Origin of the sequence: Gottfriedia sp. NPDC058432 (assembly GCF_042721555.1) — a bacterium.
Taxonomy (GTDB): Bacteria; Bacillota; Bacilli; order Bacillales; family Bacillaceae_G; genus Gottfriedia.
Genome location: NZ_JBHXLC010000003.1, coordinates 120,067 through 143,211, shown reverse-complemented (window position 1 = coordinate 143,211; position 23,145 = coordinate 120,067). Strand labels below are relative to the sequence as shown.

Genomic DNA, 23,145 nt, shown 5'->3' with positions numbered 1-23,145 from the left:
ATGGATTTAATTATACAAATTTTCCCATATGCAATTGCCTATACGATTCCATTATTAATCGTAGCATTAGGTGGTTTATTTTCTGAGCGAAGCGGTGTCGTAAATATTGGTTTAGAAGGTTTAATGGTTGTCGGTGGTTTCGCTAGTGCCTTAACTATTTCAAAACTTCAAGTAAATCATCAAGGTGAAGTTTGGGTAATCTGGGTAGGAATTCTTGTTGCAGTTCTTGCAGGTGCTTTATTTTCTTTACTACATGCGTTTGCAAGTATAAATTTACACGCAGATCAAGTAATAAGTGGTATCGCAATTAATATGATTGCAGGTGCTTTAACAATCTTCTTAGCAAGAAATATTACTGGATCAGGAAACATCAGTATTAACGGTATTACACGTACTGATATCCCAGTCTTAAAGAACATTCCGATACTTGGGGATTTATTCTTTAAAAACACGTATACTACAACATGGTTAGTAATTGCCATTTTACTCGTTAGTACATTTGTACTTTATAAAACTCGTTTAGGCTTACGTCTACGTGCATGTGGTGAATACCCACAAGCAGCTGATGCAGCAGGTATTAATGTATACCGTATTCGTTATCTTGGCGTTATTATTTCTGGGGCATTTTCTGGATTAGGTGGAGCAATTATTTTAGTAACTTACTCAGGCGAATTTACAGGAAGTGTTGCAGGTCTTGGTTTCTTAGCAATTGCAGCATTAATTTTTGGACAGTGGAAACCACTTGGAATTTTAGCTGCGACATTATTCTTTGGTGTAGCTACAACAATTGCCAACGTATCGCAAGTTATTCCAAGTTTAGCTCATATACCACCATTAGCACTAAAGTTATTCCCATACGTAGTAACTTTAATTGCATTAGTTATATTCTCAAAAACATCTCAAGCACCAAAATCAGTTGGTGTTGCATATGAAAAAGGTAAACGATAAATAATTGTTTTTGAAGCTTCCTATTTAATTAGGAGGCTTTTTTTTTATTCTTTTAAAAATGTGTTGTCAATTAATTACGAATAATATTGTTTTTAAGAAAGTTAAATTATAATTCGTTTTTTTCAAAATTGATAAATATATATACAACACATCCATATAAGATTCTGATAAATTGGATACTTTTTAGAATAAATGATAAATCGGTCTATTAATCGTTATTATTTAAATCAATAAAAAAAAGATATTAAAGATTATTTTTTAAAGATTTTACATTTATTTTTTGTAAATGATTGGAACGTAAGGTGCGAGACTCCTGTGGGAAAAGAGGGAAGGGTGAGACCTCGCAGGCGCGCCGAGGAGGCTCACCTCTCTCCCCACGGAAAGGGAGCATCCTGGAGTGGAAATCAACGAAGTACTTATTTTAGAAGAACAGATTACGGAAATCAACCTCGCACAGCTTACTTTATTAAGAAAAATCTTGATATTTAAATGACTGTTCCTTTTGCAGCAGTAGGATGAAGCTTCCTTTATAAAATCCGAAGTTCTTTTTATTTGAAATAATTATTTTGGGTAAACTAAGCAGTAGGTTTTATTTTTGGTAAAATTAGAGATACAATGAAGATATTGGAAATAAATATGAGTAAATAGTATTTGTCTAAGGAGGGTTCAATTTGAATTTGTTACAGTACAAAAATAGTGATATTAACGGTATTAAACTACATGTGGTAACAACTGAAAAATTTAAAACAAATTCGATTACATTAAAAGTACGTGGAAAACTTGAAGAAGATACAGTATCTTATCGAGGAATTTTACCTTATGTATTGCAAAGTGGAACAAAAGATCTTCCTACTAATGGTGAAATTAGAAGAAAATTAGAAGATTTATATGGGGCGACCTTCTTTGTAGACGTATCAAAAAAAGGTGATTATCATGTTATGTCATTTACAATTGACATTGCAAATGAAAAATACCTTTCAAATCAAGGTTCATTATTAAATAAAGCGCTTTCGCTTATTGCTTCTATTTGGCAAAATCCATTTTTAGAAAATGGGGTATTTTCAGCTAAGCATGTTGAAACTCAAAAAAGAACTCAAGTACAACGAATTCAGTCCATTAATGATGATAAATTGAAATATGCAAATCAACGACTAGTGGAAGAAATGTTTAAGGGTGAACCTTATGCATTACTTGCAAATGGGAGAACAGAAGATGTTAACTCAATCACGGCTGAATCATTATATAAATATTATGAAAAAGCCCTGCAGGAGGATTTAATTGATCTTTATATAGTTGGTGATGTCGCTTTTGACCAATGTAAACAATTAGTGGAAGAAAACTTTAGAAATACAACTAGTGAAAAACTTAGAGTTGAGACGGCAAAAGCAACGCCGACTGATACTCCAAATGAAGTTATTGAAGAGCAAAAATTAAATCAGGCTAAGTTACACATCGGTTATACTACTGATATTTCGATTAAAGACCCAGATTATTTTGCCCTTCAAGTGTTTAATGGACTTTATGGTGGATTTTCACATTCAAAATTATTTATCAATGTTCGAGAAAAAAATAGCTTAGCATACTATGCTGCTTCTCGTTTTGAAAGTCATAAATCAATTTTAATGGTCATGTCTGGTATAGCAAGTGAAAATTATGAAAAAGCAACAACAATCATTGCTGAACAACTTGAAGAGATGAAAAAGGGAAATTTCACTGAAGAGGAAATTGATCAAACAAAATTAGTGATCAAAAACAGTCTATTAGAAAGTATGGACACAGCTTATGGAATCATTGAAACATTATTCAATGACCAAGCTGCGGGAAATGAACGTCCAATCGAGGATTGGTTTCCTGAAATCGAAAAAGTTACAAAAGATGAAATTGTATCTGTAGCTAATAAAATAAAACTTCACACAACTTATTTCTTAAAAGGTCAGGAGGGAGCATAATGGAAAAAAAGTATTTTGAACAATTGAATGAAACGCTTTATTTCGAGGAGCTTGAAAACGGATTAAAAGTATATATTCTTCCTAAACAAGGCTACAACAAAACATATGCGACCTTTACAACTAAATACGGTTCGATTGATTCTGAATTTATTCCTTTAGGAAAAGATGAAAAATTAGTTGTACCAGATGGGATTGCTCATTTTTTAGAGCACAAATTATTTGAAAAGAAAGATGGAGATGTATTCCAGGTTTTTAGTAAACAAGGAGCTTCTTCTAATGCGTTTACAAGTTTTACACGAACTGCTTATTTATTTTCAGCAACGAATAATGTAGAACAAAATTTAATGACTCTAATTGACTTTGTTCAGGATCCATATTTTTCTGATCAAAGTGTTGAAAAAGAAAAAGGGATCATTGGTCAAGAAATTAAAATGTACGAAGATAACCCTGATTGGAGACAATATTTTGGGATGATTGCAAATTTATATGGTAAACATCCTGTTAGAACAGATATTGCTGGTACGGTTGAATCAATTTCAAAAATTACAAAAGAATTACTTTATACTTGTTATGAAACTTTTTATCACCCAAGTAATATGTTGTTTTTTGTTGTAGGTCCAGTAGACCCTGATCAAACAATGAATTTAATTAGAGATAACCAAAGTAAAAAAACTTTTAAAGATGCAAATGAAATAAAGAGATTTTTCCCTGAAGAAACGCCTGAATCTGCAGAAAAGAAAAAAGTGTTACATATGAATGTCCAATCATCGAAAGTACTCGTTGGGGTAAAGGATTTCTCTGCACCTAAAGGTGGTAGCGAATTACTAAAGCATGAATTATCAATATCCGTATTACTTGATTATTTATTTGGCAAAGCCTCAAATACGTATCAACAAATGTATGAAGATGGTTTAATCGATGATACATTCTCATATGATTACTCTGCAGAAAATGGTTTTGCTTTTGCAATCATCGGAGGAGATTCTACTTCACCTGAAAAACTTTCTGAAAAAATAAAAGAAGTACTATTAGACTCAAAAAATCATCAGTGGGAAAAAGAAATTGTCGATCGCGTAGTTAAAAAGAAAATCGGCGGATTTTTACGCTCATTAAATTCACCAGAATATATTGCTAATCAATTTACACGATACGCGTTCTTAGATATGCATTTATTTGACATCGTATCTGTGTTACAATCTATTTCTGTAGAGGATCTAAAAGAAAGTGCTAGTCATCTAATAAATGAAGACTATATGAGTGAATTTTTTGTTCTTCCTCATTGAATAAATTAAAAGCATCCTTTTTAGGATGCTTTTTGAAATTTAAAGAAAATATTTAAGGGTTCATACAGAAACTAAGTGTAATATTGAATTTTTAAGAGTTTTCCTCGCATCTTTTTACCTTTATATTTCTTAATACTCTTTAAACCTGCATTAAAACCACGAATAAATGGAGAATATAATAAATGAGAAAAAGAATTCTAGTAATTGGAGCTAGTGGTGACATTGGCTTAGCAATTTCGAAAAAATTAATCAATGAAAAATATGATTTAGTTGTTCACTATAATAGTAAGAAAGAGCCACTTAATGAACTGATCGAATTGGCTAATGAGATTGAGGTAAATTGCCAATTCGTACAAGCGGACTTATCAGTTGAAAATGGAGTTGAAATTTTAACATCACAAATAATTGATAAAATAGATTCAATTGTATATGCATCTGGTTTTTCTATCTTTGGTTTGATTAACGATGTAAGTGATGAAGAGATTGATCGAATGACTCAATTACATATTAAAAGTTTGATCAAAGTAGTCAATCATTTTCTTCCTAACATGGTGGCTAAAAAATCTGGCAGTATCGTCGTTATTTCGTCTATATGGGGACAAATTGGTGCATCATGTGAGGTATTATATTCAACTACAAAAGGTGCTCAAAATGCCTATGTAATGGCATTAGCTAAAGAGTTAGGGCCAAGTGGAATAAAAGTTAATGCTGTTGCTCCAGGTGCCGTAAAAACGAATATGTTAAATTCCTTTAGTGAAGAAGATTTAAAAGAAATTGCAAATGAAATTCCAATGAATCGTTTAGCTCTTCCAAATGAAATTGCGAATACTGTAAATTACCTAATTTCCGAACAATCTTCTTATATAACTGGCCAAATTCTTGGAGTAAACGGCGGTTGGCATACTTCATAGTAAAATTTCACGTCGAAAGTTATTTATTTCACATATTTTACCTTTTATATTATGGCGAAATCGTTTATTATTAAATGTAGAGTTAAGTAGTTAACAAATAGGGGGTATAGGTATGGAGTTAATCGAATGGTATTTTGAGTATGAAATACATAAGAATCGCCCTGGACTACTTGGAGATATTGCATCACTAATCGGTATGCTAGGGATTAATATTTTAACAATCAATGGTGTCGACACAATGAGACGCGGCATGTTACTTGGTTGCGATAATGATGATCAAATTACTAGATTTGAATCAATTTTAAATACTATGGACAATATAACAATAATTAAACTTAGAAAGCCAACTCTAAGAGATCGTTTAGCTGTAAGACATGGTACCTATATTCAACGTGATGTAGATGATAAAAAGACTTTTCGTTTTGTCCGCGATGATTTAGGTATGCTTGTTGATTTTATGGCAGAGTTATTTAAAATGCCAGGCCATAAGCTAATCGGAATTAGAGGGATGCCTCGTGTTGGTAAAACTGAATCAGTTGTAGCAGCAAGTGTATGTGCAAATAAACGCTGGTTATTTGTTTCATCAACATTAATTAAACAAACATTAAGAAGTCAATTAATAGAAGACGAATATAATTCAGATAATGTATTTATTATTGATGGCATTCTTTCTCATAGAAGAGCAAATGAGCAGCATTGGCAATTGGTTCGCGAAATTATGGCAATGTCTTCTGTGAAAGTAGTGGAGCATCCTGATGTATTTGTACAGCAAACTGAATACTCTTTAGAAGATTTTGATTACATAATTGAATTAAGAAATGATGAAAATGAAGAAATTAAATATGAACTTGTAGACCAAATGGATAAAAATGGACACAACTCGTTCTCAATGTTTGATTTTTAAAGTAAGTTGGGGTGTAACTTGTGACAGAATTAGGAAAATATTTAAGAGAAGCAAGAGAAGCGAAAGGCTTATCAATTGACGATGTACAAGAGTTAACGAAGATTCAGAAACGTTATCTTGAAGCAATTGAAGAAGGTAATTATGAAATATTGCCAGGGCAATTTTATGTTCGTGCTTTTATTAGACAATATGCAGAAACAATTGGTGTTGACGTATCTGGATTTCTAACTGAAAAGCCAGCGGTAGAGGAATCAACTGTGGTAAATACAGTAGAAGAAGTAAAGCATGAAGAAATCCCTAGTAGAGCATCGAAGCTTAAAGAACCATTAAACAATGTTAAGTCATCAAGAATAATGGATTATTTACCAAGGATACTAGTAGCGATTCTGATCCTTGGAATCTGCATTGCTATTTATATGATGTTCCCATCAAAAAATGATGGAAAATCTGCGGATACGAATCAATCTCAAACTAACTCTAATTCTGAAATTGAAAAACCAAAAAATAATGCGTTAGATCAGGCTAAAACTAATAATACGAAAAAAACAGAGAAACCGAAAAATGATGTGACTGAGCAACCGCCAGCACAAAAAATTACTGTTGACTCTGCAGCAGGTAAACGAACTACTATTTCTTTATCTGGTACTGATGTATTTAAATTAGAAGTAGTTGCAAATGGTGAAAGTTATGTGGATTTAAAAAATGCTGATGGAAAAATGTTCTATAGCGGAATTTTAAAACAAGGACAAACTCAGAACTACGACTTAACACAAGAAAATGAAGTAACAGTAAATATTGGTGCTTCTAATAATGTTGAGCTACGAATTAACGATGAGGTATTTAAATATCCAGTTAGTCCAACAAATGCTGTTCACCAAAAGATTACGATTAAAAATTTAAAAATGAATCAATAGTCATCTTTAAGATGGCTTTTATTCATTTATTATAAATGCTTCATTTTTAGAAAGTTTTGGAGGGTTTTACCATGAATTTACCAAATAAAATCACAGTGTCAAGGGTTTGTCTAATTCCATTATTTATGATTGCCGTTTTAATCGATTTTGGATGGGGAAATGTTACATTAATGGGTGATTCGATACCAGTTAATCATTTAGTAGGAGCTGCAATTTTTATTATTGCCTCTGTTACTGATTTTATTGATGGATATTACGCAAGAAAATATAATTTAGTTACTAATTTTGGTAAGTTTCTAGATCCACTTGCTGATAAATTACTTGTTTCTTCAGCGTTAATTATCTTAACTGATTTTCATTATGTTCCTGCGTGGATTACGATTGTCATTATAAGTAGGGAGTTTGCTGTAACCGGTTTACGAATGATTTTAGCTGGTTCTGGAGAAGTACATGCTGCTGCAATGCTAGGTAAAATTAAGACTTGGGCTCAAATAGTTGCGATTTCAGCATATTTCTTACATGACTTCCCATTGAATTTCTTACCATTTTCGATTGCGGATGTATCACTTTGGGTCGCATTATTCTTTACAGTATATTCTGGTTGGGATTATTTTTATAAAAATAGAGATGTTCTACTTAAATCAATGTAATTAATAATATAGGGGGAAATGATATGAAGCGTGCTGAAATCATCGCAGTAGGTACTGAGCTACTTTTAGGCCAAATTGCAAATACGAATGCTCAATTTTTAGCTAAACATTTATCTGCATTAGGATATCACCATCATTTCCAAACAGTTGTAGGAGACAATTCCGATCGACTTAAAAGTGCATTAGAAATTGCTTCATCAAGAAGTGATTTAATCATCTTAACTGGTGGACTTGGACCAACAAAAGATGATTTAACGAAAGAAGTTGTCTCTGAATATGTTCAAGAGTCACTTGTTTACCATGATCAATCACTAGAATATATTGAACAATATTTTATTAAAGTAAATCGACCAATGACTGAGAATAATAAAAAACAAGCATTAGTCATTAATAATGCACATGTTTTATTGAATAAAAACGGTATGGCACCTGGAATGGTTTATGAAGCGAAAGAAAAACAATTTGTATTATTACCAGGACCACCGAAAGAAATGATTCCGATGGTTGAGAAAGAACTTATTCCTTATTTTTTAAAAGGAAAGGAAGCAAGTACGATTATTTCGAAAGAGCTTAAGTTTTTTGGTATCGGTGAATCAATTTTAGAAACTGAAATTCTTGATTTACTTGAAAATCAATCAAATCCAACAATTGCTCCTTTAGCGAGTGAGGGAGAAGTAATGCTTCGAGTTACTGCAAGTGCTAGTAATGAGCAAGAGGCAGTTAAACTAATTGGACAAGCTGAAGAAAAAATACGTGAGCGTGTTGGGCAGTTTATATATGGTACAAATAATGAAAACTTATTTACAGTTTTATCAAGAAAGTTAAAAGATTTTAAACTGACCATTTCTGCTGCTGAAAGTTTAACTGGAGGTCTATTCAGTAAAAGAATGACGGATATTCCTGGGAACTCGTCCATTTTTAAAGGTAGTGTTGTTTGTTATTCTAATGAAATGAAACAAAACCTTTTAAATGTGCCGTCAGATATTCTTAATAAAAATGGTGCAGTCAGTGCAGAGTGTGCAAAATCGCTAGTTGAAAATATTCAAAGATTAACAGGAAGTAATATTTCAATTAGTTTTACTGGTGAAGCAGGACCGGCTACATTAGAAGATGTGCCGGTAGGAAAAGTATTTATCGGTATTAAAATTGGTGATTCTGATTCAATTGTAAAAGAGTTTCAATTTAGTGGCACTAGAGAACAAATAAGGCTATCAAGTGTTAAAAATGGCGCGAACATGTTGATAAAATTAATTAATTCAAGTTTTGAAAGTCAAGACTTATAAAATGAAATAGAATATTTTATAATAAAAAAGCTCGGTTAATATAGCCGAGTTTTTTAATTTTATAGTTACGATATTAATAAAAATCTAGTTTTATAGACCGAAAAATACGAAACAAGCGTTTCTATTCTTAAAAAAATAAGTTTAAATACGAAAAATATCGAATAAACGTTCTATTTTTTTGTTGGCAAACGAACAAAAAACAGTTATTATATAGTTAAGAGATAAATGAGTCCTGAAGGAGGAATTTAAATGAGTGATCGTCAAGCTGCATTAGATATGGCTTTAAAACAAATCGAAAAACAATTCGGTAAAGGTTCAATTATGAAACTTGGGGAACAAACTGACCGCCAAATTTCAACTATTTCTAGTGGATCGTTAGCACTAGATGTAGCGTTAGGTGTAGGTGGATATCCGAGAGGAAGAATTATCGAAGTATACGGTCCTGAAAGTTCAGGTAAAACAACTGTAGCATTACATGCAATCGCTGAAGTTCAAGCAAATGGAGGACAAGCGGCGTTTATAGATGCTGAGCATGCATTAGATCCGGTTTATGCTCAAAAATTAGGTGTAAATATTGATGAGTTATTATTATCTCAACCAGATACAGGTGAACAAGCACTTGAAATCGCTGAAGCATTAGTACGTAGTGGTGCAATTGATATTATCGTAATTGACTCAGTAGCTGCATTAGTTCCAAAGGCGGAAATTGAAGGTGAGATGGGTGATGCTCACGTAGGTCTACAAGCTCGATTAATGTCACAAGCATTACGTAAACTTTCAGGTGCAATTAACAAGTCAAAAACGATTGCATTCTTCATTAACCAAATTCGTGAAAAAGTTGGGGTTATGTTCGGTAATCCTGAAACAACTCCAGGTGGACGTGCGTTAAAATTCTACTCTACAATTCGTTTAGAGGTACGTCGTGCTGAGCAATTAAAACAAGGTAATGATATTGTAGGTAACAAAACAAAGATTAAAGTTGTTAAAAATAAAGTAGCACCACCATTTAGACAAGCAGAAGTTGACATTATGTACGGAGAAGGTATTTCTAAAGAAGGCGAAATTCTTGATATTGGATCTGATCTAGATATCGTTCTTAAGAGTGGAGCATGGTATTCTTACAATGAAGAGCGTCTTGGACAAGGACGTGAAAATGCTAAGCAATTCTTAAAAGAAAATAAAGAAATTCGTGATACGATTAAAGAATCGATCCGTCTTCACCACGGTTTAGATAACCCTGTTACTATAACTGAAACAGATGACGAAGAACAATTCTCTTTATTAAATGATAAATGAGTAATCATAAGTTAGTTTAAAACAGCACAAAATGCGGGCGCTTATTAAAAGTGCCTGCATTTTTTTATATTATTAATTTCTTTGATTATCTAAAAAGCAGTATTTATTGAGAAGTAAAAGTTTTTAATTGAAATATAGATAATAATTTCACGAATATGAAATAGCTATTCAAACGGAAGGATTAACTGTCCTATAGTCAATGCGTAGTGTGACCATAAGGAGCGACTATGAAGATGGAAATTAATTCACACATGGTAAGTAAGGTGTTCTGCATTGGAATTAGGCATATTTTTATGGTCTGGCCTTATAAAAAAACAGACAATATTTATTTTCTTTTATATTTATAAGCAGTACTTTATATATGAAAAATTCTATCAATTCACTTACTAATTAGAACTTAATAAAAAATTTAATGAATAAAATTTAGATTCTCATGTATGAAATCTAGTAAAAATGTAATAAATATTGATAAATCAAGTAAGTAAGCGATTTACAAGGCTTGACATCATTTGGTAAGAGATTTAATATTTAAGTGTATATTCTAAAAAAATATTACTATTTTGTAAAAAATTGAATTGAAGTGTGCTGTATGTTGATGCAATTATTTATACAATATAACAGCCGACAAAAATGAAACTAACTAAATAGCAAGAGGAGGTGAAATCATGGGTGCAAATACTATAATTTTGATCATCTTCGCATTGCTTGCCACATTCGGAGTCGGTTATGCTGTCGGATTTTTTGTCCGTAAGTCCATTGCAGAAGCTAAAATAAATGGCGCAACTAATCATGCAAATCAAATTATTGAAGATGCAAAACGTGATTCAGAAACAATTAAAAAAGAAGCTTTATTGGAAGCAAAGGACGAAATTTTCAATATTCGTACAGATGCAGAGAACGAAATTCGAGACCGTCGTAGTGAACTACAAAAGTCAGAAAATCGTTTGATGCAAAAAGAAGAGAACTTAGATCGTAAAGATGATGGACTTTCAAAACGTGAGTCTGTTCTTGAAAGAAAAGAGGAATCTCTTGTTTTAAAACAACAGCAGATAGAAGAAATGGAAAGCAAGATAGAAGCATTAATTGCTGCTCAACAAGAAGAGTTAGAAAGAATTTCTAGCTTAAATCGTGAAGAAGCAAGACAATTAATACTTACTAAAGTCGAAAATGAATTATCCCATGAAACAGCAATACTAGTAAAAGAAACAGAAGCTCGAGCAAAAGAAGAAGCAGATAAGAAAGCAAAAGATATTTTATCATTAGCAATCCAGCGATGTGCTGCAGATCATGTTGCTGAAACAACTGTATCAGTTGTAAATCTTCCAAATGATGAAATGAAAGGTCGTATTATTGGCCGTGAAGGACGAAATATACGTACTTTAGAAACGTTAACTGGTATAGATTTAATTATTGATGATACGCCTGAAGCTGTAATATTATCAGGTTTTGATCCAATTCGTCGTGAAACTGCACGAATTGCACTAGATAAATTAGTACAAGATGGTCGAATCCATCCTGCACGAATTGAAGAAATGGTTGAAAAATCAAGACGAGAAGTAGATGAGTACATACGAGAAGTCGGTGAACAAACTACTTTTGAAGTTGGTGTTCATGGAATTCACCCTGACTTAATTAAAATATTAGGTCGTCTGAAATTTAGAACTAGTTATGGTCAAAATGTGTTAAAGCATTCGATGGAAGTAGCGAACCTAGCTGGACTTATGGCTGCTGAACTTGGTGAGGATACAAAACTTGCAAAACGTGCAGGTTTACTTCACGATATTGGTAAAGCAATTGACCATGAGGTAGAAGGTAGTCACGTTGAAATCGGTGTCGAATTAGCAACGAAATATAAAGAACATCCAGTAGTTATCAATAGTATTGCATCTCATCATGGAGATGCTGCGCCAACTTCGATTATTGCGGTTCTTGTAGCTGCTGCAGATGCATTATCTGCTGCTAGACCAGGAGCACGTAGCGAAACATTAGAAAACTATATCCGTCGTTTAGAAAAACTTGAAGAGATTTCTGAATCATACGAAGGTGTAGAAAAATCATTCGCTATTCAAGCAGGTCGTGAAGTACGCATTATGGTAAAACCAGATACAATTGATGATTTACAAGCTCATAGATTAGCGAGAGATATTAGAAAACGTATTGAAGATGAACTGGATTATCCAGGTCATATAAAAGTTACGGTTATTCGTGAAACTCGAGCTGTCGAGTATGCAAAATAAAGTGGTATATGCCACTTTATTTTCTTTTTTGTAACAAAATAAAGTATTTTTAAAAATAGCTCCAACTAATACAAATCTGAAATGAATCTTAGTTGAATGGCATAGATGAAAGATTCAGATTGTGCTAGTAATGGGGCTTTTCGTATTTTTGGGTAATCTAAAAGTAAAATCAGTACTGTTTATTTACAGTGGCAAGTTGGAAGGATGTAACGAAATGAGAATAATGTTTATAGGTGATGTAGTTGGTTCAAATGGTAGGGCAATGGTAAAGGCAAATATTCAAGCTTTAAAAAGGAAATACAATCCTTCAGTAACAATCATAAATGGTGAAAATGCAGCGCATGGTAAAGGAATAACGGAAAAAATTTACCGAGAATTTTTAGAATTAGGTGCTCAAGCAGTAACACTTGGTAACCATGCATGGGATAAAAAGGATATTTTTGAATTTATTGATCAAGCAAAATACTTAGTTAGACCAGCTAATTTCCCTGAAGGTACACCTGGTAATGGATTAGTATTTTTAAATTTTAATGATGTTGAAATAGCTGTTATAAATTTACAAGGTAGAACATTTTTACCACCACTTGATTGTCCTTTTAAAAAAGCTGATGAGCTAATAAAAATTGCTAAAAAACGAACAAACATCATTTTTGTTGATTTTCATGCTGAAGCAACAAGTGAAAAAATTGCTATGGGCTGGTATTTGGATGGAAGAGCAACAGCGGTTGTTGGTACACATACACATGTTCAAACGGCTGATGAGCGAGTTTTACCTGCTGGTACAGCGTTTATTACGGATGTTGGAATGACTGGTCCATATGATGGGATTCTAGGCGTTACAAAAGAAGCAGTTATTAAAAAATTCTTAACGAACTTACCAGTGAGATTCGAAGTAGATGAAGGTAGAGGTCAGCTAAGTGGTGTAATCATCGAATTAGACAAACAAAGTGGTCTAGCAAAATCGATAAAAAGAATACAAATAAATGATGATCATCAAGAGCTATAAGATTAATTAAAAGAATTGTGAAAATTTTTAAAAAACTTTTAAATATTTGCAGGAATAACTTCTTGTTATCGAGAATAGTTTTTATTGTACACAATAATAGCTTTGTAAGTACAAGGAGGATCAGGAATGGAAATATTAAAAGTTTCAGCAAAGTCAAACCCTAATTCTGTAGCAGGAGCACTTGCAGGTGTATTGAGAGAGCGTGGTTCAGCAGAAATTCAAGCAATTGGTGCTGGCGCGTTAAACCAAGCTGTAAAAGCAGTTGCAATTGCAAGAGGATTCGTTGCACCAAGTGGTGTAGACCTTATTTGTATCCCTGCATTTACAGATATTCAAATCGATGGGGAAGAGCGTACAGCGATTAAATTAATCGTAGAGCCTCGTTAATAATAACAACCTGTTAGCCAAAAGCGACAGGTTGTTTTATTTTTAATTAAAGAAAGATTAAGTAATACCGAGTAAGATTACGCAAATTTGTAATTAAAAAGTGGAGCTAACACTTTAGCTCCGACTTAAAGCTCGTCAGTCGACGAGTTTTTTTGTGTATAAATATTCCTTTTATTATTGAATTTATTAATATGATACACTAGTTTCAATAATCGAAAAAATGGAAGGGTGTTAATTTATGAAAGTTTTTGATGCTCATTGTGATGTATTGATGAAATTACTAGAAAAGCCATCGATCAATTTTGAAAATGATGATTCACTACAAGTTTCAGTTAATCGATTAAAACAAGGGAATAGTAAAATACAATGTTATGCTATTTATATTCCAGAAAATGTACATAAACTAATCAAATTTGATGCTGCACTTCAATGTGTCACTCTTTTTTATGAAAAAGTAGCAACAGAAAATAATAATATTAAAGTTATTCGAACAAAAGAAGATGAAGTTGGATTGAAAAATCACGAAATGGGTGCTATTTTGACGCTAGAGGGGTGTGACGCACTTTTAGGTGATATTAATCGTCTAAAGATATTACATCGTCTAGGCGTACGTAGTGTCGGTTTAGTATGGAATTATGCAAATGAAGCTGCAGATGGAATTCTTGAAGAAAGAAATGGGGGTTTAACTAATTTTGGAAGAAGTGTAGTTCATTACTTAAATGAGCATAATATGTGGTGTGATCTTTCTCATTGTACTGAAGCTGCGTTTTGGGATGCATTTGAACAAGCAAAATATCCAACTGCGACTCATTCAAATGCTAAAGCGATTTGTAAACATCCTAGAAATTTAAATGATGAACAACTAAAGGCAATGTTTAATAGAGGAGCCATCGTAGGGATTAATTTCTATCCTACTTTTTTAGTCGATGAAGGTGTTGCAACGATTTCTGATATTCTTAGACATATCGATTATATGTGCTCTTTAGGTGGAGAAAATTTTATCGCGATGGGATCAGATTTTGATGGAATAGATACTCATCCAACAAATTTACATCACGTAGGACTTTATCAAAATTTAATAAATGAATTGCTTAAACACTATACAGAACAGCAGGTTAAAGGCTTTATGTATGAGAATTATTCATCATATATCCATTACAAATAACACGTTACTTGTTCAGAATAATAAAAATATAAAAATTAAAGGAATAATTTCTTTCAAAATCATTGATTTTTTTGGTTAATAGGTCTATAGTTGAAAGCGAATTAACTCATATCAAAAGATATGTTTTAAATCGCTTTCATTCTTTTATAATAAAATGAATGATATGCAAAAAAATTATCCATTTATAATTTAATTTATTACTGAATGAGGGCATTCAAAGGGGTGTAGGAAATGATTGAACAACTTTCGTGGAAAGTTGGAGGACAACAGGGTGAAGGTATCGAAAGTACAGGTGAGATTTTTGCAATTGCGTTAAACCGTTTAGGTTACTACTTATACGGATATCGTCATTTCTCTTCTCGTATTAAAGGTGGTCACACTAATAATAAAATTCGTGTAAGTACAACTGAAGTTCGTGCAATTTCAGATGACTTAGATATTTTAGTAGCATTTGACCAAGAAACAATCGATGTAAACTTTTATGAATTACGCAAAGGCGGTATTGTAATCGCTGATGCTAAATTTAATCCGACAATTCCAGATTCAACTGACGTAACACTTTATTCAATTCCATTTACAGAATTAGCTACTGAACTAGGTACTTCATTAATGAAAAACATGGTTGCAGTTGGAGCTTCAAGTGCAATTTTAGGTCTATCTATTGAAGTTTTCAGAGAAGTTGTAGATGAAATTTTTGGTAAAAAAGGTCAACAAATTGTTGAGAAAAACATAGAAGCAATCGCACGTGGAGCAGAAGAAATGAGAGAAATGCTTGGCGTGAATGTAAATAAAATGCAATTATCAGAAGCTGATGGTAAAAAACGTATGTTCTTAATCGGTAACGATGCAATCGCAATGGGTGCATTAGCTGGTGGTTCTCGTTTTATGGCAGCGTATCCAATTACGCCAGCATCTGAAATTATGGAATATTTAATTAAAAAATTACCTCAGTATGGTGGAGCAGTTATTCAAACTGAAGACGAAATTGCTGCATGTACAATGGCAATCGGTGCTAACTATGCTGGTGTTCGTACATTAACATCATCTGCAGGTCCTGGTCTTTCATTAATGATGGAAGCAATCGGTCTTTCTGGTATGACTGAAGTTCCTTTAGTAATCGTTGATACTCAACGTGGTGGTCCAAGTACTGGTCTTCCAACTAAACAAGAGCAGTCAGACTTAATGGCTATGATCTACGGAACTCATGGTGAAATTCCGAAAGTAGTAATCGCTCCAAGTACAGTAGAAGAAGGATTCTACGATATGGTGGAAGCGTTTAACGTAGCTGAAGAATTCCAAGTACCTGTTATCGTAATTACTGACTTACAACTTTCTTTAGGTAAACAAACTGTTGAGCCACTTCAATTCGATAAAGTTCAAATTCGCCGTGGTAAGTTTGATTACAAACAAGAATTACCAGTATCTGAAAACAAAGAGTACTTCAAACGTTATGAAGTGACTGAAGATGGAGTTTCTCCTCGTGTAGTACCAGGTATGAAAGGTGGAATTCACCACGTAACTGGTGTTGAGCATGATGAAATGGGTAAACCATCAGAATCACCAATTAACCGTAATCAACAAATGGATAAACGTATGCGTAAGTTAAATAACCTAAAATTCCCTAACCCAGTGTTAGTGAACTCTAAACACGACGATGCTGATGTATTACTAGTTGGTTTCAACTCAACTCGTGGTGCGATTGAAGAAGCAATGGTTCGTTTAGAGCAAGATGGTATCAAAGTTAACCATGCTCATATCCGTCTAATTCACCCATTCCCAACAAACGAATTAATGCCTGAGCTTAAAAAAGCTAAACGTGTAATCGTTGTTGAAAATAATGCTACTGGTCAATTAGCAAGCATTATTAAAATGAACTGTGGTCATGCAGAAAAGATTTCAAGCTTACTAAAATATGATGGAAATCCTTTCTTACCAAAAGAAATTTACAATACTTGCAAGGAAGGAGTTGTTCTAAATGGCAACATTTAAAGAATTTCGTAATAATATCAAACCAAACTGGTGCCCAGGATGTGGAGACTTCTCTGTACAAGCATCTATTCAACGTGCAGCAGCAAATGTTGGTTTAGAACCTGATAACCTTGCAGTAATTTCTGGTATTGGATGTTCTGGTCGTATTTCTGGATATATTAACTCATACGGTTTACATGGTATCCATGGTCGTTCACTTCCAATTGCACAAGGTGTAAAAATGGCTAACCGTGATCTAACTGTTATCGCTTCTGGTGGTGACGGTGATGGATTCGCTATCGGTTTAGGTCATACAATCCATGCAATTCGTCGTAACATCGACGTTACGTATATCGTAATGGATAACCAAATCTATGGTCTTACAAAAGGTCAAACATCACCGCGTAGTGATGTAGGATTCAAAACTAAGAGTACGCCACACGGTTCTGTTGAATCTGCACTTTCAGTAATGGAAATGGCATTAACAGCTGGTGGAACATTCGTAGCACAAAGTTTCTCAAGTGATTTAAAAGAATTAACTTCATTAATTGAGCAAGGTATTAACCACAAAGGTTTCTCTTTAATTAACGTATTCAGCCCATGTGTAACTTACAATAAAGTAAACACATATGACTGGTTTAAAGAAAATCTTGTTAAACTTTCTGATGTTGAAGGATATGATCCATCAAACAAAGAAATGGCTATGCAAACATTAATGCAAAATAAAGGTTTAGTAACTGGTCTTATTTACCAAAACAAAGATCAAAAATCATACCAGCAATTAATCTCTGGATACAGTGAAGAACCATTAGTTGAATCAGAACTACAATTAGAAAAAGCACAATTCGACAAATTAGTTGCTGAATTCATGTAATAATAAAAAACTCCTCATTTTTGAGGAGTTTTTTTATTTTATATCTTAAATATATTTATTATGAAGGATACTCCCAATTTATGTTGAAGTAATTTGTAGTTAGGAGTGTTTTTGATGATGAATATTAAAATAAGAAGACCGAAAAAAGAGGACATTAAAGAGTTAAATCAATTTTTTAAAATAGTAATTACTGACACTTTTTCAAAAGAAGGTATTAGCAATCAGGTTGAAAGTATGAATGATGAAATCGAAACAAAAGGAAAATATTTAGAAAATGATCTTGAAAGTAATGGTGAGGAACGATTTTTTTTGATTGCTCTAGATAACGAAATGATTATTGGTTCGATTGAATTCGGTCCAGCTAGTGATCTTATATTAAATTGTACAAACCATGCATTAAAAGGGCTACTTGAGATCGGCACTGTATTTGTACATCCAGACTATCAAAAAAATGGAATAGGAAATTTATTATTAAATAAAATGTACGTTACTTTAAAGAATAAAGGGATAAAAGAGTTTTGTTTAGATAGTGGCTATACTAATGCCCAAAAAATCTGGAAAAAGAAATTTGGGGAACCTGATTATTTATTAAATGATTATTGGGAAAAAGGATATGATCATATGATTTGGAAAATTAAAATCAGTGATATATTAAAATAGTAAAATTAAGGAGAAAAAAATGAGGTTTCACATTTTATAACGTTCTCAACTATGGCGATATAAGAAGTGAAAGGTATTTCAACTTAAGTTTTCATTTGTATTGATTTAATTGTTCTTTTTAATAGAAAAGTAACAAATTTTTATTCGGTTTAGTAAACATAAGAGCAATTTTATTTGTTTTTAATTTAAAAGATTTAAATTATTAGGACATTATACCTTAACGGGTATAGGTAATTTTTAAGTTTAATTGCAGTTCTATCAAATTTATTTGCAGTTTTGCGATTTTTAATTGCGATTCTGGATTTTTAATTGCAGTTTTGCCAACATACTTAACGATTCTCTAAGAATATTTCCCACAATAAAAAATGTAGGGTTCCTATTTGGGTTACACTCCTTTTTTAATTAAAGAGTAAAACATAAATAATTTCTTAAATTTAAAAAGTAGGGAAATAAAGGAAATCGTTTGATAGTATCGAATTTCTTAATTAAAAATAATTGAAGGGAGAAAAATCTTGTTATTCTCACTCGTACCTGCTTTATTAACTTTTATATTGGTAAGTATTCTTTCACCCTTTTTAATTGCTACGTTAAGAAGATTGAAGTTGACACAGCCTATAAGAGCGGAATTACCAGCTGAGCACCATAATAAAAAGGGCACTCCTTTAATGCTAGGAAGTATATTTCTGATTGGTATTTTAGTAGCTTTCCTTAATTATTCTAGTCCACTAATGCTTTTTTTAGTTGGAACTTTTATTTTATTCAGTGTTGTTGGTTTTCTTGATGACTTTTGGAAAGCATCAAAACAGGATCCAGGGGGAATATCAGCTAGAACAAAACTAGTTTTTCAATTTTCTTTTACTATTTTTTTACTTATAGTATTAATTAATTATTTTAAATTAGACACAGCCTTTCGTATTTCGGATTCTATAAGTATTTTTTTACCATTATGGGTATATTTGGCTCTAATCACTTTATTTATTGTAGGGTCAGCTAATGCTATTAATTTTACTGACGGGATGGACGGACTCCTTGGTATGGTATCAATCCCTACCTTCTTTTTCTTTTTTCTGATTTCAGATCATATTGAAGTGAAAATTTTTAGTTTAATAATGATCGCTAGTTTAGCTGGTTTTTTAATTTATAACTTATATCCAGCTAAAGCATTTATGGGCGATACCGGTTCAATGGCAATTGGTGGTTCTTTATCTTTTTTAGCGATAATAGAAAAAGTAGAAATCTTGATTCCTATGTTGTTTTTTATTTATTTAGCTGAACAGTTTTCCGTTATTTTTCAAGTTTTTTACTTTAAAAAAACTAGAAAAAGGCTATTTCTTATGGCCCCTATACATTTTCACTATGGAATTAAATATGGTTGGTCAGAAAATATCATTGTCATGAATTTTACGATTGTTTCCTGGACAGGTTGTTTTTTAAGTTATTTATATTTTTATTTTTTTATGTAAGCTGAGGACCCATATCATACTGAGAATTTTTAATTTAAGAGAATCCTTTGATGGATTCTCTTTTTATGTTGCAAAAAAGTACTATTAAAACACGAGGGTCACGGGTCACGGGTCACGTTCCAAGTGTGAGTACCTTATATTGGAAATCAATATTCTTCTATTAATAATTAAAGCGCTTTATTATTTAAAGAATTGTTTTTTAAATAATGAATAAAATTATTCAAATATACTAGTATTATCAGCTTTCTTTTTTGCGTAAGTCACATTGTATATTGTAGAATAACGTTATATACTTAAGTAATGTGTAGACGCTCGAGAAGAAAGGAGATTGTTTCATGAACGAACAACAACGCCTTCAAGGCACTAATATAAATAATACAAAAGATAAAAATGATAAAGATTACAGTAAATATTTTGAAAAAGTTTACCAAGCTCCATCTTTAGCGGATGCGAAGCGTCGAGGTAAAGAAGAAGTTACGTATGATCGTGGTTTCGAAATTCCTGAAGAAATGAGAAATTCAGGTGTAGGTAAGAAATTCTTAATCCGTACTTATGGCTGTCAAATGAATGAGCATGACACTGAAGTTATGGCAGGTATTTTAACGACGATGGGTTATGAAATCGCTACATCAGTTGAAGATGCTGATATTATTCTATTAAACACATGTGCAATTCGAGAAAATGCTGAAAATAAAGTGTTTGGTGAAATTGGTCACTTAAAACCGTTAAAACTTCAAAGACCAGATCTATTAATCGGTATTTGTGGTTGTATGTCTCAAGAAGAAGCAGTTGTTAATCGAATCTTACAAAAACATTCATTTATTGATATGGTATTTGGTACACACAATATTCATAGATTACCATTTATTATTCAAGAAGCGATGTTTAGTAAAGAAATGGTTATTGAAGTATGGTCAAAAGAAGGGGATGTAATCGAGAACCTTCCAAAAGTGCGTCGTGGCGAAATTAAAGCTTGGGTTAATATTATGTATGGCTGTGATAAATTCTGTACGTACTGTATTGTTCCTTACACTCGTGGTAAAGAACGTAGTCGTCAACCAGAGGATATCATCAATGAAGTACGTGAATTAGCTAGACTAGGCTATAAAGAAGTTACATTATTAGGTCAAAATGTTAATGCTTATGGTAAAGACTTAGATGATGGTAAATATGGTTTAGGTCATTTAATGGATGAAATCCGTAAAATTGGCATCCCACGTGTTCGCTTTACAACAAGTCATCCACGTGATTTTGATGATCATTTAATAGAAGTTTTAGCAAAAGGTGGCAACTTAATGCCACATATTCATTTACCAGTTCAATCTGGTAGCTCTGAAGTTCTAAAACTAATGTCACGTAAATATGATCGTGAACAATACTTAGAACTTGTAAGAAAATTAAAAACAGCAATGCCACAAATTTCATTTACTACAGATATTATTGTTGGTTTCCCAAATGAAACGGATGAGCAATTCGAAGAAACGATGACATTATATGAAGAAGTTGGTTTTGATTTAGCATTTACATTCATTTATTCACCACGTGAAGGTACACCAGCTGCAAAAATGGTAGATAATGTATCAGAGAGTGTGAAAAAAGAAAGATTACAACGTCTTAACAATGTTGTAAATGAAAAAGCTGCTGAATTTAATAAACGTTTTGAAGGTCAAATACTTGATGTATTAGTAGAAGGAGAAAGTAAGAAAAACCCTGATGTACTTGCTGGGTATACTCCCTATAATAAACTTGTAAACTTTAGAGGTCCTAAATCAATCGTTGGTCAAATTGTAAAAGTTAAAGTTACAAAAGCTAAAACATGGTCATTAGATGGAGAATTAGTAGAAGAAACTGTAGAGGTGCTATAATGGGAAAATATACAAAAACTGATATCGTTGAACGTGCAAAAGAATTAGCAGTAATGATTTCTGAAACAGAAGAAGTAGACTTTTTTAAACGTGCTGAAGCGCAAATTAATGAGAGTGAAACTGTAAGAACTTATATTGAAGAAATTAAGTCATTACAAAAACAAGCTGTTAATTTAGAGCACTGGGGTAAGAAAGAAGCACTTAAAAAGGTTGAACAAGAGCTTGATGAATTAAACGTAAAACTAGAAACAATTCCAGTTGTACAAGAATTCCAATCTTCTCAAGTAGAAGTTAATGATTTACTTCAATTAATCGCTCACACGATCTCAAATGGTGTGACAGACGAAATCATTAAATCAACAGGTGGTAACTTATTAAGCGGTGAGACAGGTTCAAAAGTAGCACATGGACCTGATGCTTGCAAAACAGATAGCTGCAGCCATTAATAAAAAAAGACTCAAGGAAGCAATTAATTTTGCTGCCTGAGTCTTTTTTTTATGTATAGCTAATAAAGTAATTACTAAATAGCCTAAATATCATATTTTTCATGTTTATTTTTTAAATTCTTCAATTTAGAGTCAACTTTATTAGGCTGTCGTCATACAATTTATCATCACATGTTTTTTTAACTTGTATAAAAGAATTTTCATGTCATTAACACATTCCGCATATGTCACGCATAGAATGAAATGAAAATGGAACGAGGAGGGTCACACCTATGTCTGAACGCGAACATAGAGAGATTATAACGAAGGCAGTCGTAGGAAGAGGCAAGAAATATAACAAAGTCACACATACAATCACACCAAATCATACTCCATCAAGTATTTTAGGCTGCTGGGTTATAAACCATGTATATGATGCAAAAAAATGTAAAGATGGAGTAGAAGTATCTGGTAAATATGATATTAATATTTGGTACTCCTATGGTGACAATACGAAAACAGAAGTAGTTCCAGAGTCTGTTAAGTATACTGAAGTAGTAAAGTTGAGACACAGAGATGAAAACTTTACTGGCGAAGATTGTGAAGTGATTGCTAGATCATTAAAACATCCAAATTGTTTAGATGCAATTATTTCTCCAAATGGAAATCGATTTATTGTAACTGTAGAGAAAGAAGTTTTAGTTGAAGTTGTAGGTGAAACGAAAATAGTAGTACTTGTTGCACCACATGGTGTACACGACGATGACGATTTCTTTGATGTAGATGATGAGTTTGAAGATTTAGATCCAGATTTTGTTTTAGAGGGCGAAGAAGAGTAAGCTAGGCTAGGAAGGTGATACTTCCTAGCTTTTTTATTTTATAAAGATTTTGCATTTCAAATCAGAAATCAACCGAAAGTTTTCTTTTTCTTAACTTTCGAACTTTCTAAGCCTTTTC

20 protein-coding genes are annotated in these 23,145 nt (G+C 32.6%); all 20 read left to right on the top strand.

From position 1 onward, the window contains the following. The 20 genes from ACFWM3_RS04880 to cotE all read left to right on the top strand — a co-directional run bounded on the left by ACFWM3_RS04880 (position 1) and on the right by cotE (position 23,027). Complete coding sequence (locus tag ACFWM3_RS04880; RefSeq protein ID WP_056470758.1) at positions 1-948, top strand: ABC transporter permease; 948 nt, start codon at positions 1-3, stop codon at positions 946-948. A gap of 677 nt (positions 949-1,625) precedes the next feature. After that, on the top strand, positions 1,626-2,897 hold the full coding sequence (gene yfmF, locus ACFWM3_RS04875; RefSeq protein ID WP_390310663.1) for an EF-P 5-aminopentanol modification-associated protein YfmF: 1,272 nt from the start codon (positions 1,626-1,628) through the stop codon (positions 2,895-2,897). After that, positions 2,897-4,180: an EF-P 5-aminopentanol modification-associated protein YfmH gene (gene yfmH / locus ACFWM3_RS04870; protein ID WP_390310533.1), complete on the top strand. Its 1,284-nt coding sequence runs from the start codon at positions 2,897-2,899 to the stop codon at positions 4,178-4,180. The genes yfmF and yfmH overlap by 1 nt, the downstream gene beginning before the upstream one ends. A 182-nt stretch (positions 4,181-4,362) precedes the next feature. Continuing rightward, entirely contained in the window at positions 4,363-5,091 is a 729-nt protein-coding gene (ymfI, locus tag ACFWM3_RS04865; RefSeq protein ID WP_390310531.1) for an elongation factor P 5-aminopentanone reductase, read from the top strand. A 112-nt stretch (positions 5,092-5,203) separates the two neighbouring features. Continuing rightward, positions 5,204-5,995, top strand: coding sequence for a DUF3388 domain-containing protein (locus ACFWM3_RS04860; RefSeq protein WP_025568772.1), 792 nt, complete (start codon positions 5,204-5,206; stop codon positions 5,993-5,995). A gap of 20 nt (positions 5,996-6,015) precedes the next feature. Continuing rightward, a complete protein-coding gene (locus tag ACFWM3_RS04855) occupies positions 6,016-6,909 on the top strand; it encodes a helix-turn-helix domain-containing protein (protein ID WP_390310528.1) in 894 nt (297 codons plus the stop codon). Positions 6,910-6,980: 71 nt separating this feature from the next. Continuing rightward, on the top strand, positions 6,981-7,559 hold the full coding sequence (gene pgsA, locus ACFWM3_RS04850; protein ID WP_056470746.1) for a CDP-diacylglycerol--glycerol-3-phosphate 3-phosphatidyltransferase: 579 nt from the start codon (positions 6,981-6,983) through the stop codon (positions 7,557-7,559). A 23-nt stretch (positions 7,560-7,582) separates the two neighbouring features. Continuing rightward, positions 7,583-8,842: a competence/damage-inducible protein A gene (locus ACFWM3_RS04845; RefSeq protein ID WP_390310526.1), complete on the top strand. Its 1,260-nt coding sequence runs from the start codon at positions 7,583-7,585 to the stop codon at positions 8,840-8,842. A 249-nt stretch (positions 8,843-9,091) separates the two neighbouring features. Then, the gene (gene recA, locus ACFWM3_RS04840; protein ID WP_056470739.1) at positions 9,092-10,138 is read left to right on the top strand and encodes a recombinase RecA; all 1,047 of its coding nucleotides are present in this window, start codon (positions 9,092-9,094) and stop codon (positions 10,136-10,138) included. Between the two features lie 665 nt (positions 10,139-10,803). Further along, complete coding sequence (gene rny / locus ACFWM3_RS04835; RefSeq protein ID WP_098861745.1) at positions 10,804-12,375, top strand: ribonuclease Y; 1,572 nt, start codon at positions 10,804-10,806, stop codon at positions 12,373-12,375. A gap of 214 nt (positions 12,376-12,589) precedes the next feature. Further along, positions 12,590-13,381, top strand: coding sequence for a TIGR00282 family metallophosphoesterase (locus ACFWM3_RS04830; RefSeq protein WP_056470734.1), 792 nt, complete (start codon positions 12,590-12,592; stop codon positions 13,379-13,381). Between the two features lie 126 nt (positions 13,382-13,507). After that, on the top strand, positions 13,508-13,768 hold the full coding sequence (gene spoVS / locus ACFWM3_RS04825) for a stage V sporulation protein SpoVS (protein WP_044893696.1): 261 nt from the start codon (positions 13,508-13,510) through the stop codon (positions 13,766-13,768). Between the two features lie 238 nt (positions 13,769-14,006). Beyond that, positions 14,007-14,933, top strand: coding sequence for a dipeptidase (locus ACFWM3_RS04820; RefSeq protein WP_390310524.1), 927 nt, complete (start codon positions 14,007-14,009; stop codon positions 14,931-14,933). A gap of 231 nt (positions 14,934-15,164) precedes the next feature. Beyond that, a complete protein-coding gene (locus ACFWM3_RS04815; RefSeq protein WP_056470728.1) occupies positions 15,165-16,922 on the top strand; it encodes a 2-oxoacid:acceptor oxidoreductase subunit alpha in 1,758 nt (585 codons plus the stop codon). Next, on the top strand, positions 16,909-17,775 hold the full coding sequence (locus ACFWM3_RS04810) for a 2-oxoacid:ferredoxin oxidoreductase subunit beta (protein WP_056470726.1): 867 nt from the start codon (positions 16,909-16,911) through the stop codon (positions 17,773-17,775). Before ACFWM3_RS04815 ends, ACFWM3_RS04810 begins: the two co-directional genes overlap by 14 nt. 114 nt (positions 17,776-17,889) lie before the next feature. Further along, the gene (locus ACFWM3_RS04805) at positions 17,890-18,435 is read left to right on the top strand and encodes a GNAT family N-acetyltransferase (protein WP_056470723.1); all 546 of its coding nucleotides are present in this window, start codon (positions 17,890-17,892) and stop codon (positions 18,433-18,435) included. Positions 18,436-18,947: 512 nt separating this feature from the next. After that, on the top strand, positions 18,948-19,898 hold the full coding sequence (gene mraY / locus ACFWM3_RS04800; protein ID WP_156339666.1) for a phospho-N-acetylmuramoyl-pentapeptide-transferase: 951 nt from the start codon (positions 18,948-18,950) through the stop codon (positions 19,896-19,898). Positions 19,899-20,233: 335 nt separating this feature from the next. After that, positions 20,234-21,763 carry a tRNA (N6-isopentenyl adenosine(37)-C2)-methylthiotransferase MiaB gene (gene miaB, locus ACFWM3_RS04795; protein WP_390310522.1) on the top strand — a complete coding sequence of 510 codons (1,530 nt, stop codon included), beginning with the start codon at positions 20,234-20,236 and terminating at the stop codon, positions 21,761-21,763. Beyond that, positions 21,763-22,209 (top strand): YlbF/YmcA family competence regulator, encoded by a 447-nt coding sequence (locus ACFWM3_RS04790; protein WP_056470717.1) that lies wholly within the window; start codon positions 21,763-21,765, stop codon positions 22,207-22,209. Before miaB ends, ACFWM3_RS04790 begins: the two co-directional genes overlap by 1 nt. A 272-nt stretch (positions 22,210-22,481) precedes the next feature. Then, positions 22,482-23,027 carry an outer spore coat protein CotE gene (gene cotE / locus ACFWM3_RS04785; protein ID WP_056470714.1) on the top strand — a complete coding sequence of 182 codons (546 nt, stop codon included), beginning with the start codon at positions 22,482-22,484 and terminating at the stop codon, positions 23,025-23,027. Positions 23,028-23,145: the final 118 nt, after the last annotated feature.